Here is a 16,216-nt window from a genome sequence, read left to right on the forward strand (position 1 = left end):
TTTCAACAACTATAACCTTTACAACCATTCTTCCTATATTTACCGCTATGAACCACCTGATAGCACCTTCTATATTATCTGCCGATTTTGCAAACCTGCAGCGCGATGTTGAAATGATCAATAACAGCCAGGCCGACTGGTTTCATGTGGATATTATGGATGGGATGTTTGTGCCCAACATCTCGTTTGGTTTCCCGGTGGTAAAGGCTGCCAAACAGTACGCTACCAAGCCGCTGGATGTGCACCTGATGATAGTAAACCCCGATCGGTACCTCAAGGATTTTGCTGAAGCCGGTGCTGATAGCATTACAGTACATTACGAAGCCTGCCCGCATTTGCACCGCACTATACAAGCCATTAAACAGCTGGGCTGCAGGGCAGGGGTGGCCATAAACCCTGCTACGCCCACAGCCCTATTAAAAGATATTATTGCCGATGTAGACCTGGTGCTGGTAATGTCGGTAAACCCCGGGTTTGGCGGGCAAAAGTTTATAGAGCATACCTATACCAAGGTTGCCGAGGTTAAAGCCATGAGCGCCAATACCAACCCAAACCTTTACATTGAGGTTGACGGCGGGGTGGGCAGCCAAAACATCGCGAAGCTGATAGAAGTTGGTGCCAACGTTTTTGTAGCGGGTAATTCGGTGTTTTCGGCGGCAGACCAACCCGCTGCTATCGCCGAATTAAAGCGATCGTAAATTATCAGGCTGATAATTTTAAGCCCCTCTAAGGCCCTTGTAATATCATAATTGCAATCAAAGGGCTTTTTCCAACAAAAATCTGCTTTTTTATAAAATCTGAAAAAATACTCTATAAAATTTGTCGAATTTATTAACTTCGGCCTTTCTTAATACAAAGTTGATAATTAGTCATTAGTCAATATATAGTTCAACATTATGAAACATAATTTCGGTGCCGGCCCCGGCATACTACCACACGAAGTTTTAAAACAGGCTGCTGCTGCAGTAATTGATTTTAACGGAACGGGTCTTTCCCTGTTGGAGATCTCGCACCGTTCATCAGAGTTTGAAGCAGTATTGGATGAAGCCGTAAGCCTCGTGAAAGAACTTTTCAGCGTCCCTGAAGGTTATTCTGTTTTGTTTTTACAAGGTGGTGCAAGCACACAGTTTGCTTTAGCGCCTTACAACCTTCTACCTGATGGTGGCAAAGCCGCTTACCTGGAAACCGGTGTTTGGGCAAACAAAGCCATTAAAGAGGCCAAATTTTTTGGCGATGTAGAAATTGTTGCCACTTCAAAAGAAAGCAACTTTACCTATATCCCTACAAATTACACCATCCCAACCGATGCGGCTTATTTCCACATCACATCAAATAACACTATTTACGGTACACAGTTGCAGCATTTCCCAAAATCGCCTGTGCCGGTGGTTTGCGATATGTCATCTGATATTTTCAGCCGTACGGTAAACGTTGCAGATTTTGGCCTGATCTACGCCGGCGCTCAGAAAAACATGGGCCCGGCCGGTGTTACCCTGGTAATTGTTAAAGATGACCTGCTTGGTAAAACCGGCCGTAAAATACCGGCTATGTTTAACTACCAGGTGCAAATAGAAGGCGGATCGATGTATAACACGCCTCCTTGTTTCGCCATCTACGTATCTATGCTTACCCTTAAGTGGTTAAAGGCAAAAGGCGGAGTTCCTGCTATCGAGGCAGAGAACAACGAGAAGGCAAAAGTGCTTTATGAGGAAATTGACCGTAACCCTTTATTTAAAGCGGTTGCCGCGGTTGAAGACCGTTCGCGTATGAACGTTTGCTTTGTATCTGAAAACCCGGAGCACGAAAAGCCATTCCTGAAACTATGCGACGAAAAAGGCATAGTAGGCTTAAAAGGCCACAGGAGCGTAGGCGGTTTCCGCGCTTCTATATACAACGCGTTGCCAATAACCAGCGTTTACGTGCTGATTGACGCCATGCGCGAGTTTGCTGAGAAAAATAAATAAGTTAGTTCATTGGTTCACTGGTTCATTTGTTCATTAGTAGCAAAGCGCACCAATGAACTAATGAGCAAATGAACTAATGAACATAAAAAATCATGATCAAAATATTAGCTAACGATGGTATCGACCCAATAGGTAAAAAAATGTTGGAAGATGCCGGGTTTTTTGTAGAAACCAATAACATCCCGCAGGATGAATTGCCTATACGTTTAAAGGAGTTTGATGCCATTACCGTACGCAGCGCTACCAAGGTGCGTAAAGCCCTTATCGATGCATGCCCGAACCTAAAGCTTATTGGCCGCGGTGGGGTAGGTGTTGATAATATTGATGTAGAATATGCCAAATCAAAAGGCATTGGCGTGTACAACACACCGGCTTCGTCTTCATTATCAGTTGCCGAACTGGTTTTCGCGCAGCTATTTACAGGTGTGCGTTTCCTGCACGATAGCAACCGCAAAATGCCTGTTGATGGCGGCACCAAATTTAACGACCTGAAAAAGGCTTATGCCAAAGGTGTCGAGCTGCGTGGCAAAACATTGGGTATTGTAGGTTTTGGCCGCATCGGTCGCGAGGTTGCCAAAATTGCCATTGGTGTTGGTATGAATGTTATCGCTTACGATCTGTTCCCATTTAATCCCGAAGTGGAGGTTGTGTTAGGCACAGGTGGCACCAAGGTAAACGTAACCGTTAAAACCTCAACGCTTGATGAGATCATAAAAACCGCTGATTTTATTACCCTGCACACACCATTTATAGACAAAGCCCTTATTGGTGCCCAGGAACTGGCGCAAATGAAAAAAGGCGTCCAACTGATCAATATCTCCCGTGGTGGTTTAATAGACGAGCTTGCATTGATAGAAGCCCTTGACAGCGGCCAGGTATCATACGCAGCGTTAGATGTGTTTGATAACGAACCAACCCCGCGCCAGGAGATATTATCTCATCCAAGAATTTCGCTTACCCCGCACATCGGCGCCGCCACAAACGAGGCCCAGGAGCGGATAGGTGTTGAACTGGCCAGCTTGATTATCGGCCATTTTAATAAATAATATTGTTGTCCTGAGCTTGTCGAAGGATTGATAAATTGAAAGCCCTTTGCGAATAGCATAGGGCTTTTTGTATAAAAAAGAGCCTGACGAACGGAAGGTCACTTTAAAATGCAGCATTGGCCTGTTCGGGTAGCACAGCAACTGGTAAAGCACTGACTTTCACAGAGCAGGGCGCAGCTGCGACTTTTCTTTTTGGTTCTTTTTCTTTTGAGAGAAAAGAAAAAGAACATCCACTGACGGCTCGTATAGCACACTACCAACCCTAACGGAGCATTAACTAACACTTTACTATCGGGATATTGCTTCATACCCCGCAACCACGCTCCTTAAGATGCATTTACTGCATTTAATCCGTATTTTTACCAATAATAAACGTCTGTAAATATGCGAATAATCCATCCACCCAAACCCGGCGACTACCCCGAATATGCCGTTATGTATATGAAGCTTTTGCCTACCGACGGCCTGATATTAAAGTACCTGCAAAATAACTTCTACCGGGTAAAGGAACTCATTTATTCATTACCGGAGACCACCTTGCTACGCCGCTACGCGCCGGGCAAATGGAGTATAAAGGAAGTGCTGGTGCATATTATTGATGATGAACGCATTTTTGCGTACCGTGCCCTGCGTTTTGCCCGTAACGAAAAGCAAAACCTGATAGGCTTCGATCAGGACAGCTACGCCAAATACTCGGGCGGCGATGCCCGCGACCTGGATAACATATTTGAAGAGTATGAAGCCGTAAGACGGTCGACCATCGCCCTGTTCAACGGCCTGCCCGAAGAAGCCTTCGACAGGATGGGGCATGGCACAGGCACGGCTAACGATGCAACGGTACGCGCGCTGGCCTACCACATTGCCGGGCACGAAATGCACCATTATAATTTAATAAGGGCTAAGTATTTGACGATGTAATATAGAGGTTTCACGCAAAGGCGCAAAGACGCCGTATCTTACTGAAATTGTCATGGTGAGCTTGTCGAACCATTAGCGAGATGTATAGGTCTTCGACAAGCTCAGACTGACAAACCTTATTTGCGTCTTAGGGTCTTTGCGTGACAAAACCCACCTTCTATCAAAAAGCATAATTTACTTTCCCCGTATAAATAAAATCCTATTTTTGCGATAAGTTCAAATCGCGTTAGTATGCGATTGGTTTTATAATTCATTATTTATTAAAATTTAAATCATAGTTGTAGATGATTAGTATTACACTTCCTGATGGTTCCGTTCGTGAATACGATAAAGGGATTACTTCCATGCAGATAGCGCTGTCTATCTCCGAAGGTTTAGCACGTAACGTATTAGCTGCCGAAGTAAACGGCGAGGTTTGGGATGCCAGCCGCTCAATTGAAGAAGATTCGAGCGTCAAATTATTAACCTGGAACGATGCAAAGGGTAAAGCAACCTATTGGCACTCGTCCGCCCACTTACTGGCCGAAGCATTAGAGGCTTTGTACCCCGGTACCAAATTTGGTATTGGCCCGGCTATCGAAACCGGATTTTATTACGATGTTGACTTTGGTGATAAGCCTTTCTCGTCAGATGATTTCAAGAAGATCGAAGACAAGGTTATCGAACTGGCCAAAGCCAAAAACGAATACATCCGCAAGCCGGTTAGCAAAGCCGATGCGATAGCATATTTTACCGAGAAAGGGGACGAGTACAAGCTCGACCTGATCAAGGACCTGCCTGATGGCAGCATCACTTTTTACACACAAGGTAACTTTACCGATCTGTGCCGCGGCCCGCATATCCCCAATACAGGCGCTATAAAGGCTGTAAAGCTGATGAGCGTTGCCGGTGCATACTGGCGTGGCGACGAAAGCCGCAAGCAGCTTACACGCATCTACGGGGTTACTTACCCCAAGGCGAGCGAACTTACCGATTACCTGCACCTGATTGAGGAAGCCAAAAAACGCGACCACCGTAAACTGGGCAAGGAATTGGAACTGTTTGCGTTTAGCGAAAAAGTTGGCATGGGCCTGCCGTTGTGGCTGCCTAAGGGTACCGCTTTGCGCGAGCGCCTGACTAACTTTTTGCAGAAAGCACAGGTGAAATCCGGTTACGAGCAGGTTATTACACCACATATCGGGCATAAAAACCTGTATGTAACATCGGGCCATTACGAAAAATATGGTGCCGATGCATTCCAGCCGATAAAAACCCCGCAGGAGGGAGAGGAGTTCTTCTTAAAACCGATGAACTGCCCGCACCACTGCGAGATCTATAAAACAAAACCACGCTCTTACAAGGACCTTCCGGTGCGTTTGGCAGAGTTTGGTACTGTTTACCGTTACGAGCAAAGCGGCGAGCTGCACGGTTTAACCCGTGTTCGTGGCTTTACACAGGACGACGCGCACTTATTTTGCCGCCCCGACCAGGTAAAAGAAGAGTTTAAAAAAGTTATAGACCTGGTGCTTTATGTGTTTGCAGCTTTAGGTTTCGACAGTTATACCGCACAAGTATCGCTGCGCGACCCGAATAATAAGACCAAATACATCGGCACCGACGAGAACTGGGCCCTGGCAGAAAGTGCAATCATAGAGGCTGCTGCCGAAAAGAACCTGACCACTGTAGTTGAATACGGCGAGGCGGCTTTTTACGGCCCTAAGCTTGATTTTATGGTGAAGGATGCGCTTGGTCGTAAATGGCAATTGGGAACTATCCAGGTAGATTATAATTTACCCGAGCGTTTCGAACTGGAATATACAGGTGCTGATAATCAGAAACACCGCCCGGTAATGATCCACAGGGCGCCATTTGGTTCGCTGGAACGTTTTGTTGCCGTATTGATAGAGCATTGCGCGGGTAATTTCCCGCTTTGGTTATCACCAGAGCAATTTATTATCCTGCCGATATCCGAAAAGTATGAAGATTATGCAAAAAAACTTTCAGATGAGTTAAAAGATTCCGATATTTGCGGGCTGATTGACTTTAGAGACGAAAAAATAGGTCGTAAAATACGCGACGCTGAAGTTAAAAAGATCCCATATATGCTGATTGTAGGCGAAAAAGAGGCAACCGAAGGGTTGGTTTCGGTGCGCAGGCATGGTACAGGCGATTTGGGAAGCATGAGCATTGAGGATTTTAAAAAACAAATAATTAAAGAAATAACAGTATAACTTGGCTTTAAACAAACCTTTCAACAGAGGACCCAGGCTTCCATTTAAGAAAAAAGAAGCCGAACATAACATCAATCAATTCATACGTGCACAAGAAGTGCGCCTTGTAGGTGATAACGTTGAGCAGGGCATATTCTCATTAAGAGATGCCTTGGCCATCGCACAGGAACAAGAACTTGACCTGGTTGAGATCTCTCCAAACGCTGTACCTCCCGTTTGTAAAGTAACCGATTATAACAAATTCGTTTACGAGCAAAAGAAGAAGCTTAAAGAGATAAAAAGCAATGCCAAGCAAACCGTAATTAAAGAGATCCGTTTCGGGCCGAACACTGATGACCATGACTTTGAATTTAAATTAAAGCATGCGCAAAAGTTTTTGGAAGCCGGCGAAAAGGTAAGGGCTTACGTACACTTTAAAGGCCGTGCAATTGTTTACAAAGAACAAGGCGAGATATTATTGCTGCGTTTTGCACAGGCGCTTGAAGAATTAGGTAAGGTAGAGCAATTACCAAAGCTGGAAGGTAAACGTATGTTTTTAACGGTTGCTTCAAAAGCTCAGAAGAAATAAATATTAGATGTGCAAATGTGCGGATGTGCAGATGTGCAGATTAAAATAAAACGTTGAGATAACGTAAATCATCTAAAAACAAATAAATAGAGTTATGCCAAAAATGAAAACCAATTCCAGTGCAAAAAAGCGTTTTAAGCTTACTGGAACCGGTAAAATTGCCAGAAAGAATGCTTTCAAAAGCCACATCTTAACCAAGATGTCGACAAAACGCAAGCGTAACCTTAGTCACACCAGCTTAGTATCAAAAGCTGACTTAGGTAATGTTAAACGTATGCTTTGCATAGGCAAGTAATCAAACAAATTTTTTAACCAGGTATTAGAGTACAGAAGATCCCGAGAGGGGCACTCACTACCAAAAACAACACAACATGCCACGTTCAGTTAACGCAGTTGCGTCGAGAAGACGCCGGAAAAGGATCATGAACCTCGCCAAAGGTTATTGGGGTTCAAGAAGCAAGGTTTACACCGTTGCTAAAAACACAGTAGAAAAAGGTTTACAATACGCGTATCGTGACCGTAAGACCAAAAAACGCGAGTTTAGGGCTTTATGGATCCAACGTATCAACGCAGGTGCTCGTCAGCACGGTATCTCTTACTCTCAATTGATAGGTAAGTTAGCCGCTAAAGAAATTGGTTTAAACCGTAAGGTATTAGCTGATTTGGCGATGAACCATCCTGATGCTTTCAAAGCGATCATTGACGCTGTAAAGTAATCAGCAGATAATATAAAATCCGGAAACGGACTTATAATAATCCCGATAGCTGTAAAGTTATCGGGATTTTGTTTTAGGTTTAGCCGAAACTATTTGGCGATGATCATAAACTCGGTGCGCCTGTTTAAAGCGCGGTTATCCTCAGATGTGTTTGGCGCTATAGGCTGCGCTTCGCCATATCCTTTATAAACCAGGCGGCTTGCCAAAATACCATTAGCCGATAGATATTGATATACCGAATTAGCCCTTTTTTCGGAAAGGGCTACATTTGCTGCTGTATTGCCAACATCATCCGTAAAGCCGGATATTTCGATCTTTACTGTAGGGTTAAGTCGTAGAAATTCTATTAATTTCAGCAGTTCGGCCTTTGATTCGGCCTTCAGTTCAAATTTGTTGGTGTCAAAAAAGATATTCTTTAAGATCACCTTATTACCAACTTCGATAGGTGATAACAATACCGACAGGTTAAACGCCTTTTTATCTTTAAGCCCCATCAGCGAAAAATTATCCGAATAGAATAAATAGCCTTCTCTTGAAATATTTAAGCCATAGTTTTTGCCGGCAGATAGCGTAGCCAGGAACGCGCCCGCATCTTCCGAACTGTAATCCTGGTAAACGGCGATATTTTTTTGCAGGTCGATGATCTCAACAGCGGCTTCTAAGGGAGCTTTTGTGTTTTTATCGGCCACAGTACCCTTTACATACGTTACGATGTTAGGCCGAAGGTTAGGGGGCAGCTCGAAGGTATAGATGTCATATCCGCCAAAACCTTTTAAATTATTTGAGGAAAAGAAAGCGTACGAGCCGTTTGCAGTAAGCGTTAACCCATTTTCATCTCCGCTGGAGTTGATAGGCGAACCCAGGTTTTCGGGTTTACCCCATTTACCATCTTTGCCTAACCGGCTCACAAAAAGATCTTTATTACCCATACCCGGCCAGCCGTTACTGCAAAAATAGAAAGTATTGTCGTCCGGGTGGATAAATGGCGATTGCTCGTCGTAAGCGGTATTGATCTCGGGGCCCATGTTTTCCGGCACTCCCCAGCCTTGCTCGCTAAGGGTCGATTTCCAGATGTCGTAGCCCCCGTATCCGCCTTTGCGGTTACTTACAAAATAAAGGGTACGGCCATCGGCGCTGATGGATGGCTGCGCCTCCCAGCCCGAGGTGTTTACCGGCGAACTTAAACTGAATGGTTTTGCCCAGTCGTCGCCTCTTTTTTGGGCGATATAAATATCACATCTGCCCAAACCATCGGGCCGGTTACAGCCTGTAAAAAACAGGTATTTGCCATCTTGCGAGATAGACTGTGCCCCCTCGTTAAAGGTTGGTGTGTTTATGATATTACTCAGATAATCAGCTTTTTGCCAGTTATTATTTAACTTAATGCTTTTATAAAAATCCTCGTTGTTACCTATCTTACGGGTGAAGATCAGTGTACCTTCATCGGCTGTTGCAACAGGCAGGTACTCATCAGCGTCGGTGTTAATTTCAGGCCCCATATTTATTGGCATAAAAGCTACAGGGTGGGTTAAAGCCTGGATACTGAACTTACAATCGGCAATTAGTTTTTGAGCATAAGCCTGGTTTTGCGCGGTAATGTTTGGGTAGGTTAAATATTTTTCCAGGTGGCGCTGGGCAGCCTCGTACATGGCACTGGTGATCTCAATTTCGCCAATTTTTAAATATACAGAGCGGTTATACTCGGGGTTAAGTTCAATAACTTTCAGGAAGTGGGTAATAGCAGGTTTGTAAATATGCCTCATACGCAAAACATCGGCTAACTGGGCGTGGGCCTCCACAAATTTTGAATCTATTTTAATGGCTTGTTCTAACTGGCTAATGGCATCGTCATACAAATGCTCATCAAGGCTTTGGTTTGCCAGCGCAAAGTATTTAATAGCCTCTTTATCCGTAGTAGAATATTGCCTTTGCTGGGCAAATACACGTACAGATAACAAAGCCATGGAAATAAGCAGTAGACAGGTTTTACGCATTAGTAACTGATACGATAATCAATACACTAAGTTACACTATTAAGGGATATTTAAGTATTTGTGCGTTTGCAGGGATATTTCCCACCGGGGGTTGGCCATTACATAGTCCACAATCAGCGGCGTCATTTCGGTATGTTTAGACCACTCAGGCTGTAGATACAGCTTACAATTTGGGCCAACCAGTTTGGCATTGTGCTCGGCAAAGACAAAGTCCGATTTGTTGAATACGATCACCTTTAACTCATCGGCCTTATCGGCTACAACCTGCATGGGCGCTTTAAATTTCTTTGGTGACAGGCAGATCCAGTCCCAGTTACCCGAAAGAGGGTAAGCGCCAGATGTTTCGATAAAAGTTTTAATGCCTTTTTGCTGCAGGTTTTGGGTGAGATAATCGAGGTTATATATCAAGGGTTCGCCGCCGGTAACCACAACAGCTTTAGATGGGAACCTCGAAGCATTTTCTACAATAACATCTGCAGCGGTAAGCGGGTGCAGTTCGGCATCCCAGCTTTCCTTAACATCGCACCAGTGGCAGCCCACATCGCAGCCGCCCAGGCGGATAAAATAAGCAGCTTTGCCGGTATTGTATCCCTCGCCCTGTATCGTATAAAACTCTTCCATCAAAGGAAGCAATGTGCCGTCGTCCGGAACCTGGTGTGCCATAATAAGGCGCAAAGGTAAACTTTTTGAGGTTAAAGGTAAAAGGCGAAAGGTAAATGGTTTGGATTGTGAGATTGAACAGATAATATTATACAGGATTATTAAAGTTTTAATACTTGGACTTTTACTGTTCAACTGTTTAAACTCTTTTTGCTTTCGGGTAAATTAACTATTATTACATAAATTTTGTCGCATGAAGAAACTATACATCCCCATTGTATTTTTTGCATTCTTTTGCCTCAGCTCATGCGTGGACATCGAGGAACGTTACGATTTTAAAGCCGATGGCGCCTGCAACGTGGTTTATGGTTTTGATATGAGCAGGGCTGTATCGGTATTGATGAACCTGATGACTGATTCGGTACGCGAAACATCGCAATTTGGCATGGTAAAAGATACTACCCTTAATTTTTACAGCGCCCTGCCCGACAGCATCTCACGAAAAATGAATGCCGAAGAAATGAAAATGGCCCTTAGCAGCGACCTTGCTGTTAAAATGGACCTGAAGAAGAACATTATGAAGGTGAGCATTATGCACGAAGCCAAGAACGCCGCCGACCTGCAATACTACCTGCAGCATTTGAGCAGCATATCCATGAATAGCCAGCTAAACAATGTCACCAAAAATGATAAAGTGAACGCTTTTGACGCGCAGCCGCTGATAACCGGGCAAAGCTATTACACCTATGAAATAACCGACCATAAGTTTTACCGCATTATAGATAAGGATAAGTTTAACGCTTTTTTGAAAAAGGCAGGTTCTAAATTTGCCATGGCCAAGGCTATGCTGATTGATATGCCTTATAAGGTAATATTGAATTTTACCAAACCGGTTAAAAAAGTTGATAATTCGAAAGCCATAGTGTCGGCCGATAGAAAGAGTGTTATGCTTGTAACTACCATGGATGAGGTGATGAAAAATCCAGCCTTAATGAACCTCAAAATAGATTTTTAGCATTTTATGAAATGGTACCCTGTGCCCGGTATCGTGCTTACCGGCGAACCATTTATTAAAAAAGTAAAGGTAAGCGGTAAAGGCATCATCATTATTGGCTATGAAGACAAGCTTTACGCCTTGGGCTCTACCTGTCCGCATGCAGGCGCCGAGTTAAGCGGGGGCTGGTGTAAGGAGGGGAAGTTGATATGTCCAATCCATCGCTATAGTTATGACCTCCAAACAGGCAAAGGCAGCCCCGGCCAAAACGATTATGTAGACAGCTATGCTGTTGAAATAAGAGCAGGAGAGGTGTATGTGGGAATAGAGACGTTTTGGGATAGGGTGTTTACAGGTAAATAAACCCATTCGCAATCGCCCGGCTCTTGCCGGGTGATCACTATTAACCGGCCTCTGGCCGCAGTATGTATAAAATAGGCCGGAGGCCTTATAATAACGGTCACCCAGCATGAGCCGAGCGACTGCGTAAAGCTAAACGTACACCGCTTTATTAGCCGAAGCTAAAGTATTTTTCAACAACCCGATAATCGTCATTAAACCAACACCGCCGGGTACAGGGGTAATCCATGAGGCTTTGGGAGATACGCCTTCAAAGTCAACATCGCCATAAAGCTTGTAACCCGATTTGGTAACGGTTGAGGTTTCGCGATTCATGCCTACGTCTATGACCACAACACCATCTTTAACCATATCGGCGGTAATGAAATTCTTTTTACCGATTGCTACGATCAGGATATCGGCATCAAGCGTAAATTTTTTAATATCAGGGGTGCGACTATGGCAAATAGTTACGGTACAGTTACCGGGGGTAGTGTTGCGTGCCATTAATATACTCATAGGCGAACCTACAATATTGCTGCGGCCTACAACCACGCAATGCTTACCCACAGTATCGATACCATACTCTTTCAGCATTAAGGTGATGCCATAAGGGGTAGCAGGTATAAACGATGGCAGGTTACGTTGCATGCGGCCCAGGTTAACCGGGTGGAAACCGTCAACGTCCTTCCTCGGGTCGATACGCTCAGTTACTTTCTCAGGGTCGATATGTTTTGGCAGGGGAAGCTGTACGATGATACCGTCGATATCAGCATCAGCATTTAGTTCAGCTACTTTAGCAAGCAGTTCATCCTCGCTAACCGTATCCTCGTAACGTACCAGGGTAGATTTAAAACCTACCTTTTCGCAGTTTTTCATTTTGCTGGCAACATAGGTTTCGCTGCCGCCATCGTGGCCAACCAAAACGGCTACTAAATGCGGCTTGCGGCCCGTGCGCGCCAAAATTTCAGCTGCTTCTTCAGCTATTTCAACCTTTAATTTTTCTGATACGTATTTTCCGTCGAGTAATTGCATAAAGCGAAGCCCCCTAACCCCCTAAAGGGGGCACAAAAGTTTGTAATATTTATATAATACCCATACCAGATGCTTTTCAAAAAGCTCCCCCTTCAGGGGGCCGGGGGCGAATTAATCTAATTTCAAAACCGCCATAAACGCGCTTTGTGGTATCTCTACGTTACCAACCTGGCGCATGCGTTTTTTACCTTTTTTCTGTTTTTCCAAAAGTTTACGCTTACGCGAGATATCGCCACCATAACATTTGGCGGTCACATCCTTACGTAAAGCCTTAACCGTTTCGCGGGCGATAATTTTGGCACCTATTGATGCCTGTATAATGATCTCGAATTGCTGGCGCGGCAAAAGTTCCTTCAGCTTTTCGCAGATCTTCTTACCAAAATCGTAAGAGTTGCCACGGAAGATCAATGATGATAACGCATCAACCGGCTCGGCGTTCAGTTTGATATCCAAACGGACAAGATCCGATTGGCGGTAGCCTATCTGGTGATAATCGAAGGAGGCGTAGCCTTTTGAAATGGTTTTCAGCTTATCGTAAAAATCAAATACGATTTCGCCCATTGGCATCTCGAAGGTCAGCTCGACCCTGTCGGATGTCAGGTACGATTGGTTTTTGATGAACCCGCGTTTCTGGATACAAAGCGACATAACCGGGCCAACAAAATCTGATTTGGTGATGATAGTGGCTTTGATATAAGGTTCTTCAACAAAATCTATCTTACTGGGGTCGGGCAGGTCTGATGGATTGTTAACCGTTATGGGTTCGCCCCTGGTGGTGTAAGCGATGTACGACACGTTGGGCACGGTAGTAATAACCGTCATGTCAAACTCGCGCTCCAGGCGTTCCTGGATGATCTCCATGTGCAGCATGCCCAGGAAACCACAACGGAAACCAAAACCTAATGCCGCCGATGACTCCGGCTCAAAAACCAATGATGCATCGTTCAGCTGTAATTTGGCCATCGATTCGCGCAGTTCTTCGTAATCCTCGGTGTCAACCGGGTAGATTCCCGCAAATACCATTGGTTTTACTTCCTCAAACCCCTGGATACCTTGTTCGCATGGGCGGGCAATAGTGGTGATGGTATCGCCAACCTTTACCTCGCGCGATTCTTTGATGCCCGAGATGATATAACCTACGTCACCCGTTTTGATAACGTCTTTTGGCAGTTGTTTCAGTTTAAGCGTTCCAACTTCCTCGGCTATGTATTGCTTTTCGGTAGCAAAGAATTTTACTTTATCGCCCTTGCGGATCTCGCCATTCACCACTTTAAAGTAAGCCACAATGCCACGAAAAGAGTTATAAACCGAATCGAAGATCAATGCCTGCAAAGGCGCTTCCGGGTCGCCGACAGGGGCGGGTACACGCTCAACAATAGCACGCAGTATATCATGTACACCCATACCGGTTTTACCCGATGCGGCCAGGATCTCTTCGCGTTTGCAGCCTATCAGCTCAACTATCTGGTCTTTAACTTCCTCGGGCATAGCACCGGGCAGGTCCATTTTGTTAAGTACCGGGATAATTTCCAGGTCGTTCTCTAACGCTAAATAAAGGTTAGATATGGTTTGCGCCTGTATGCCTTGCGCCGCGTCAACAATAAGCAATGCACCCTCGCAGGCTGCTATAGAGCGGGATACTTCGTATGAAAAATCAACGTGGCCGGGGGTATCTATCAGGTTCAGGACGTACTTCTGCCCATCCAGCTCATAATCCATCTGTATGGCGTGGCTTTTTATGGTAATGCCGCGCTCGCGCTCCAGGTCCATATCATCAAGCAATTGTGCCTGGCTTTCGCGCTGGGTAATGGTGCCGGTATATTCTAATAACCTATCGGCAAGGGTACTTTTGCCGTGGTCAATATGTGCTATTATACAAAAATTACGTATGTGCTTCATTCAAGCGCAAAAATAACTTTTTAAGCGGATAATTTGGTATCAATAATCAATGATCATTAATTATAGTTATCAAATTTGGGGTTTCATAGAATTAAGAAGTATTCGATTTATATTTCGTTAAATCATATATTAAATATTGTCAATATTTAATATATTTGAATTGGGCATAGGACCCATAAATCTAAATGACTTTTTGATCTCTGATGCTGTACATAAATGTACCAGCATATTAATCGAGTTATTAACAGTTTAATTTATTTAATTTTAATAATTATGAATGAGCAACTTAAAGATTGTAAAATCCAAAATAGATTTTACGTGTTGCAGCTAAACGAATAGTATAGGACTATATGTTTAATGTATAATTAACAAATTCGAATATGCAATCACTAACAGTAGTAAATAACACCAATTTCATGAAAGGTGGATAGTAAGTGATTAATTGAACAGAAAATTCATTTTAATGCCTTAATAGGAAAGAGTTAAAGTCAGCCTTAAAGTGTTAGCCACTTTAAGGTTTTTTATATGGTAATATTTTTACAGTTCTCTTTAGTTGATTTTAGAAGCTTAGCCGGATTAAGTGAAAATCTTCTAACATCTCCATCTTGGCCCTCTCCATTTCCACACAAAGAATTTGTACGTGGATCTGGGCCAATTATTCCAAGAAATAAAAGGGGAATCAATAACTGGATTGGAGAAAATTTTATATGTAATATAAAAAAAGGCGTGCGAATGTCTTATCCCATCATTTTACCAGAAACAGGAATTAAATTAAAAAATGTTTCTAAACATCAGTTTTCTTCGGAAAACTATATTTTAACTAAATATGAGTTTGTGTTTGTCTCTAACTTAAAAAACATAGAACTAAATTATATTAAATTACAAAAAGTTATAAGTTGCATTTTACTTTCGAAAATTGACGTGAGAAACGAAAACTACAAGTACACGAATACAACTTTTGAAAGAATCTCAAAATCGCTTAAAACGTTATATTTAATGACATCGTCGAAAACGAGTAAGTTAGATATTCAAAATCAAACAAAGTATATTAAAGAATGCTCTCCACAGTTATTTTTTTACTTAAATAGTTCAGAAATATTAAAAACCAATGGCAAATTTATAAAACCATTATGCAGAGAAAACCTCTATCAATTTAACCTTTATGGTTTTTGGCATAATCACAATAACAAATCTTTAAGAATTTGGATACATCAACAAAGAAGTAAGAACAATAACAATTCTTTTGATAGAGAGTTGAGAATTAGTTTTCTTAGATTTCACTCAGAATATGAAAGTTTGAAAATAATTTTCAAAGGAATTAGTGACAATAATATTAAGATTTCTTCGTCGACGCAGTCTGACATTTTGCAAAAATATCTTAACAAAGCAATCACGACAATTTTAAAAAGCGAACAAAATATTTCTTATCAAGATCACGAAGGCATATATGATTATTTAAAAAATTTATTCTTGCAATTCCAACCTGGTGAACTTGACTTATTAAAAGATAAAATTAATAATTTAAATTTCAGGCCTCAGATTGAGCAAAAAACAATTAATTTCATAAACAATTTTATAGAAAAAAGCGATATGAATATAACTCAGAATATCAGCGGTTCTCAAGTTATCAACCAAGAGAATAGCGGCGCCGGCACAAATACTTTTAACTTCCAAGGTATTATTAATGATAAAGAACTTAATTTAAAAGAATTAAATGATGAATTGATGTTGCTTCTATCTATTAATAAAAGTGAAAATAACGACAGCATAGTAACACATAATGTGGAAGAGATGAAAAAGGCTACTGATAACAATGACCCAAAAACTTTCTTAAAACACTTAGAAAATTGTGGGAAATGGATTCTCGACGTTGGAACTAAGATAAGCGTTCCACTTATAGTAGAAATTATCAAAAAGCATTCTATCCAATAAT

At 42.8% G+C, this 16,216-nt stretch carries 15 protein-coding genes; 11 read left to right on the forward strand and 4 right to left on the reverse strand.

Translation table 11 applies throughout. The annotated features are described in order from the left end of the window. Window positions 1-47: 47 nt before the first annotated feature. The 8 genes from rpe (at window position 48) to rplT (ending at window position 7,422) form a co-directional block, all read left to right on the forward strand. Entirely contained in the window at window positions 48-698 is a 651-nt protein-coding gene (rpe, locus tag EWM62_RS01815; RefSeq protein WP_129874927.1) for a ribulose-phosphate 3-epimerase, read from the forward strand. A gap of 198 nt (window positions 699-896) precedes the next feature. Next, complete coding sequence (gene serC, locus EWM62_RS01820) at window positions 897-1,964, forward strand: 3-phosphoserine/phosphohydroxythreonine transaminase (protein ID WP_129874928.1); 1,068 nt, start codon at window positions 897-899, stop codon at window positions 1,962-1,964. Between the two features lie 92 nt (window positions 1,965-2,056). Then, window positions 2,057-3,010: a D-2-hydroxyacid dehydrogenase gene (locus tag EWM62_RS01825; RefSeq protein ID WP_203234959.1), complete on the forward strand. Its 954-nt coding sequence runs from the start codon at window positions 2,057-2,059 to the stop codon at window positions 3,008-3,010. A gap of 384 nt (window positions 3,011-3,394) precedes the next feature. Next, window positions 3,395-3,928, forward strand: coding sequence for a DinB family protein (locus EWM62_RS01830; RefSeq protein WP_129874929.1), 534 nt, complete (start codon window positions 3,395-3,397; stop codon window positions 3,926-3,928). 284 nt (window positions 3,929-4,212) lie between these two features. Next, window positions 4,213-6,138 carry a threonine--tRNA ligase gene (gene thrS, locus EWM62_RS01835; RefSeq protein WP_129874930.1) on the forward strand — a complete coding sequence of 642 codons (1,926 nt, stop codon included), beginning with the start codon at window positions 4,213-4,215 and terminating at the stop codon, window positions 6,136-6,138. A gap of 1 nt (window position 6,139) precedes the next feature. Continuing rightward, complete coding sequence (gene infC, locus EWM62_RS01840) at window positions 6,140-6,706, forward strand: translation initiation factor IF-3 (protein WP_067059793.1); 567 nt, start codon at window positions 6,140-6,142, stop codon at window positions 6,704-6,706. A 94-nt stretch (window positions 6,707-6,800) separates the two neighbouring features. Beyond that, complete coding sequence (gene rpmI, locus EWM62_RS01845; RefSeq protein ID WP_067193247.1) at window positions 6,801-7,001, forward strand: 50S ribosomal protein L35; 201 nt, start codon at window positions 6,801-6,803, stop codon at window positions 6,999-7,001. 76 nt (window positions 7,002-7,077) lie between these two features. Further along, entirely contained in the window at window positions 7,078-7,422 is a 345-nt protein-coding gene (gene rplT, locus EWM62_RS01850; RefSeq protein ID WP_067059791.1) for a 50S ribosomal protein L20, read from the forward strand. Window positions 7,423-7,511: 89 nt separating this feature from the next. Here rplT and EWM62_RS01855 read toward each other — a convergent pair whose 3' ends face one another. Together EWM62_RS01855 and EWM62_RS01860 are read right to left on the reverse strand one after the other, a co-directional pair. Further along, window positions 7,512-9,416 (reverse strand): OmpA family protein, encoded by a 1,905-nt coding sequence (locus EWM62_RS01855; protein ID WP_129874931.1) that lies wholly within the window; start codon window positions 9,414-9,416, stop codon window positions 7,512-7,514. A gap of 39 nt (window positions 9,417-9,455) precedes the next feature. Continuing rightward, window positions 9,456-10,079 carry a 7-carboxy-7-deazaguanine synthase QueE gene (locus tag EWM62_RS01860; protein WP_129874932.1) on the reverse strand — a complete coding sequence of 208 codons (624 nt, stop codon included), beginning with the start codon at window positions 10,077-10,079 and terminating at the stop codon, window positions 9,456-9,458. A gap of 190 nt (window positions 10,080-10,269) precedes the next feature. On the opposite strand from EWM62_RS01860, the gene EWM62_RS01865 reads away from it, so the two are divergent. Together EWM62_RS01865 and EWM62_RS01870 are read left to right on the forward strand one after the other, a co-directional pair. After that, window positions 10,270-11,031 carry a Rho GTPase-activating protein gene (locus tag EWM62_RS01865; protein WP_129874933.1) on the forward strand — a complete coding sequence of 254 codons (762 nt, stop codon included), beginning with the start codon at window positions 10,270-10,272 and terminating at the stop codon, window positions 11,029-11,031. 6 nt (window positions 11,032-11,037) lie between these two features. Further along, entirely contained in the window at window positions 11,038-11,373 is a 336-nt protein-coding gene (locus tag EWM62_RS01870; protein WP_129874934.1) for a Rieske (2Fe-2S) protein, read from the forward strand. A 129-nt stretch (window positions 11,374-11,502) separates the two neighbouring features. Here the strand turns inward: EWM62_RS01870 and EWM62_RS01875 are convergent, their stop codons facing one another. After that, window positions 11,503-12,384 carry a bifunctional 5,10-methylenetetrahydrofolate dehydrogenase/5,10-methenyltetrahydrofolate cyclohydrolase gene (locus tag EWM62_RS01875; RefSeq protein WP_129874935.1) on the reverse strand — a complete coding sequence of 294 codons (882 nt, stop codon included), beginning with the start codon at window positions 12,382-12,384 and terminating at the stop codon, window positions 11,503-11,505. Window positions 12,385-12,495: 111 nt separating this feature from the next. Beyond that, window positions 12,496-14,283 carry a translation elongation factor 4 gene (lepA, locus tag EWM62_RS01880; RefSeq protein ID WP_129874936.1) on the reverse strand — a complete coding sequence of 596 codons (1,788 nt, stop codon included), beginning with the start codon at window positions 14,281-14,283 and terminating at the stop codon, window positions 12,496-12,498. A 525-nt stretch (window positions 14,284-14,808) separates the two neighbouring features. Between lepA and EWM62_RS01885 the strand changes: the two genes are divergently transcribed. Beyond that, window positions 14,809-16,215 carry a hypothetical protein gene (locus tag EWM62_RS01885; RefSeq protein WP_129874937.1) on the forward strand — a complete coding sequence of 469 codons (1,407 nt, stop codon included), beginning with the start codon at window positions 14,809-14,811 and terminating at the stop codon, window positions 16,213-16,215. The last annotated feature ends 1 nt before the right edge of the window (window position 16,216 follow it).

The sequence above is a fragment of the Mucilaginibacter terrigena genome, assembly GCF_004168255.1.
Classification (GTDB): Bacteria; Bacteroidota; Bacteroidia; order Sphingobacteriales; family Sphingobacteriaceae; genus Mucilaginibacter; species Mucilaginibacter terrigena.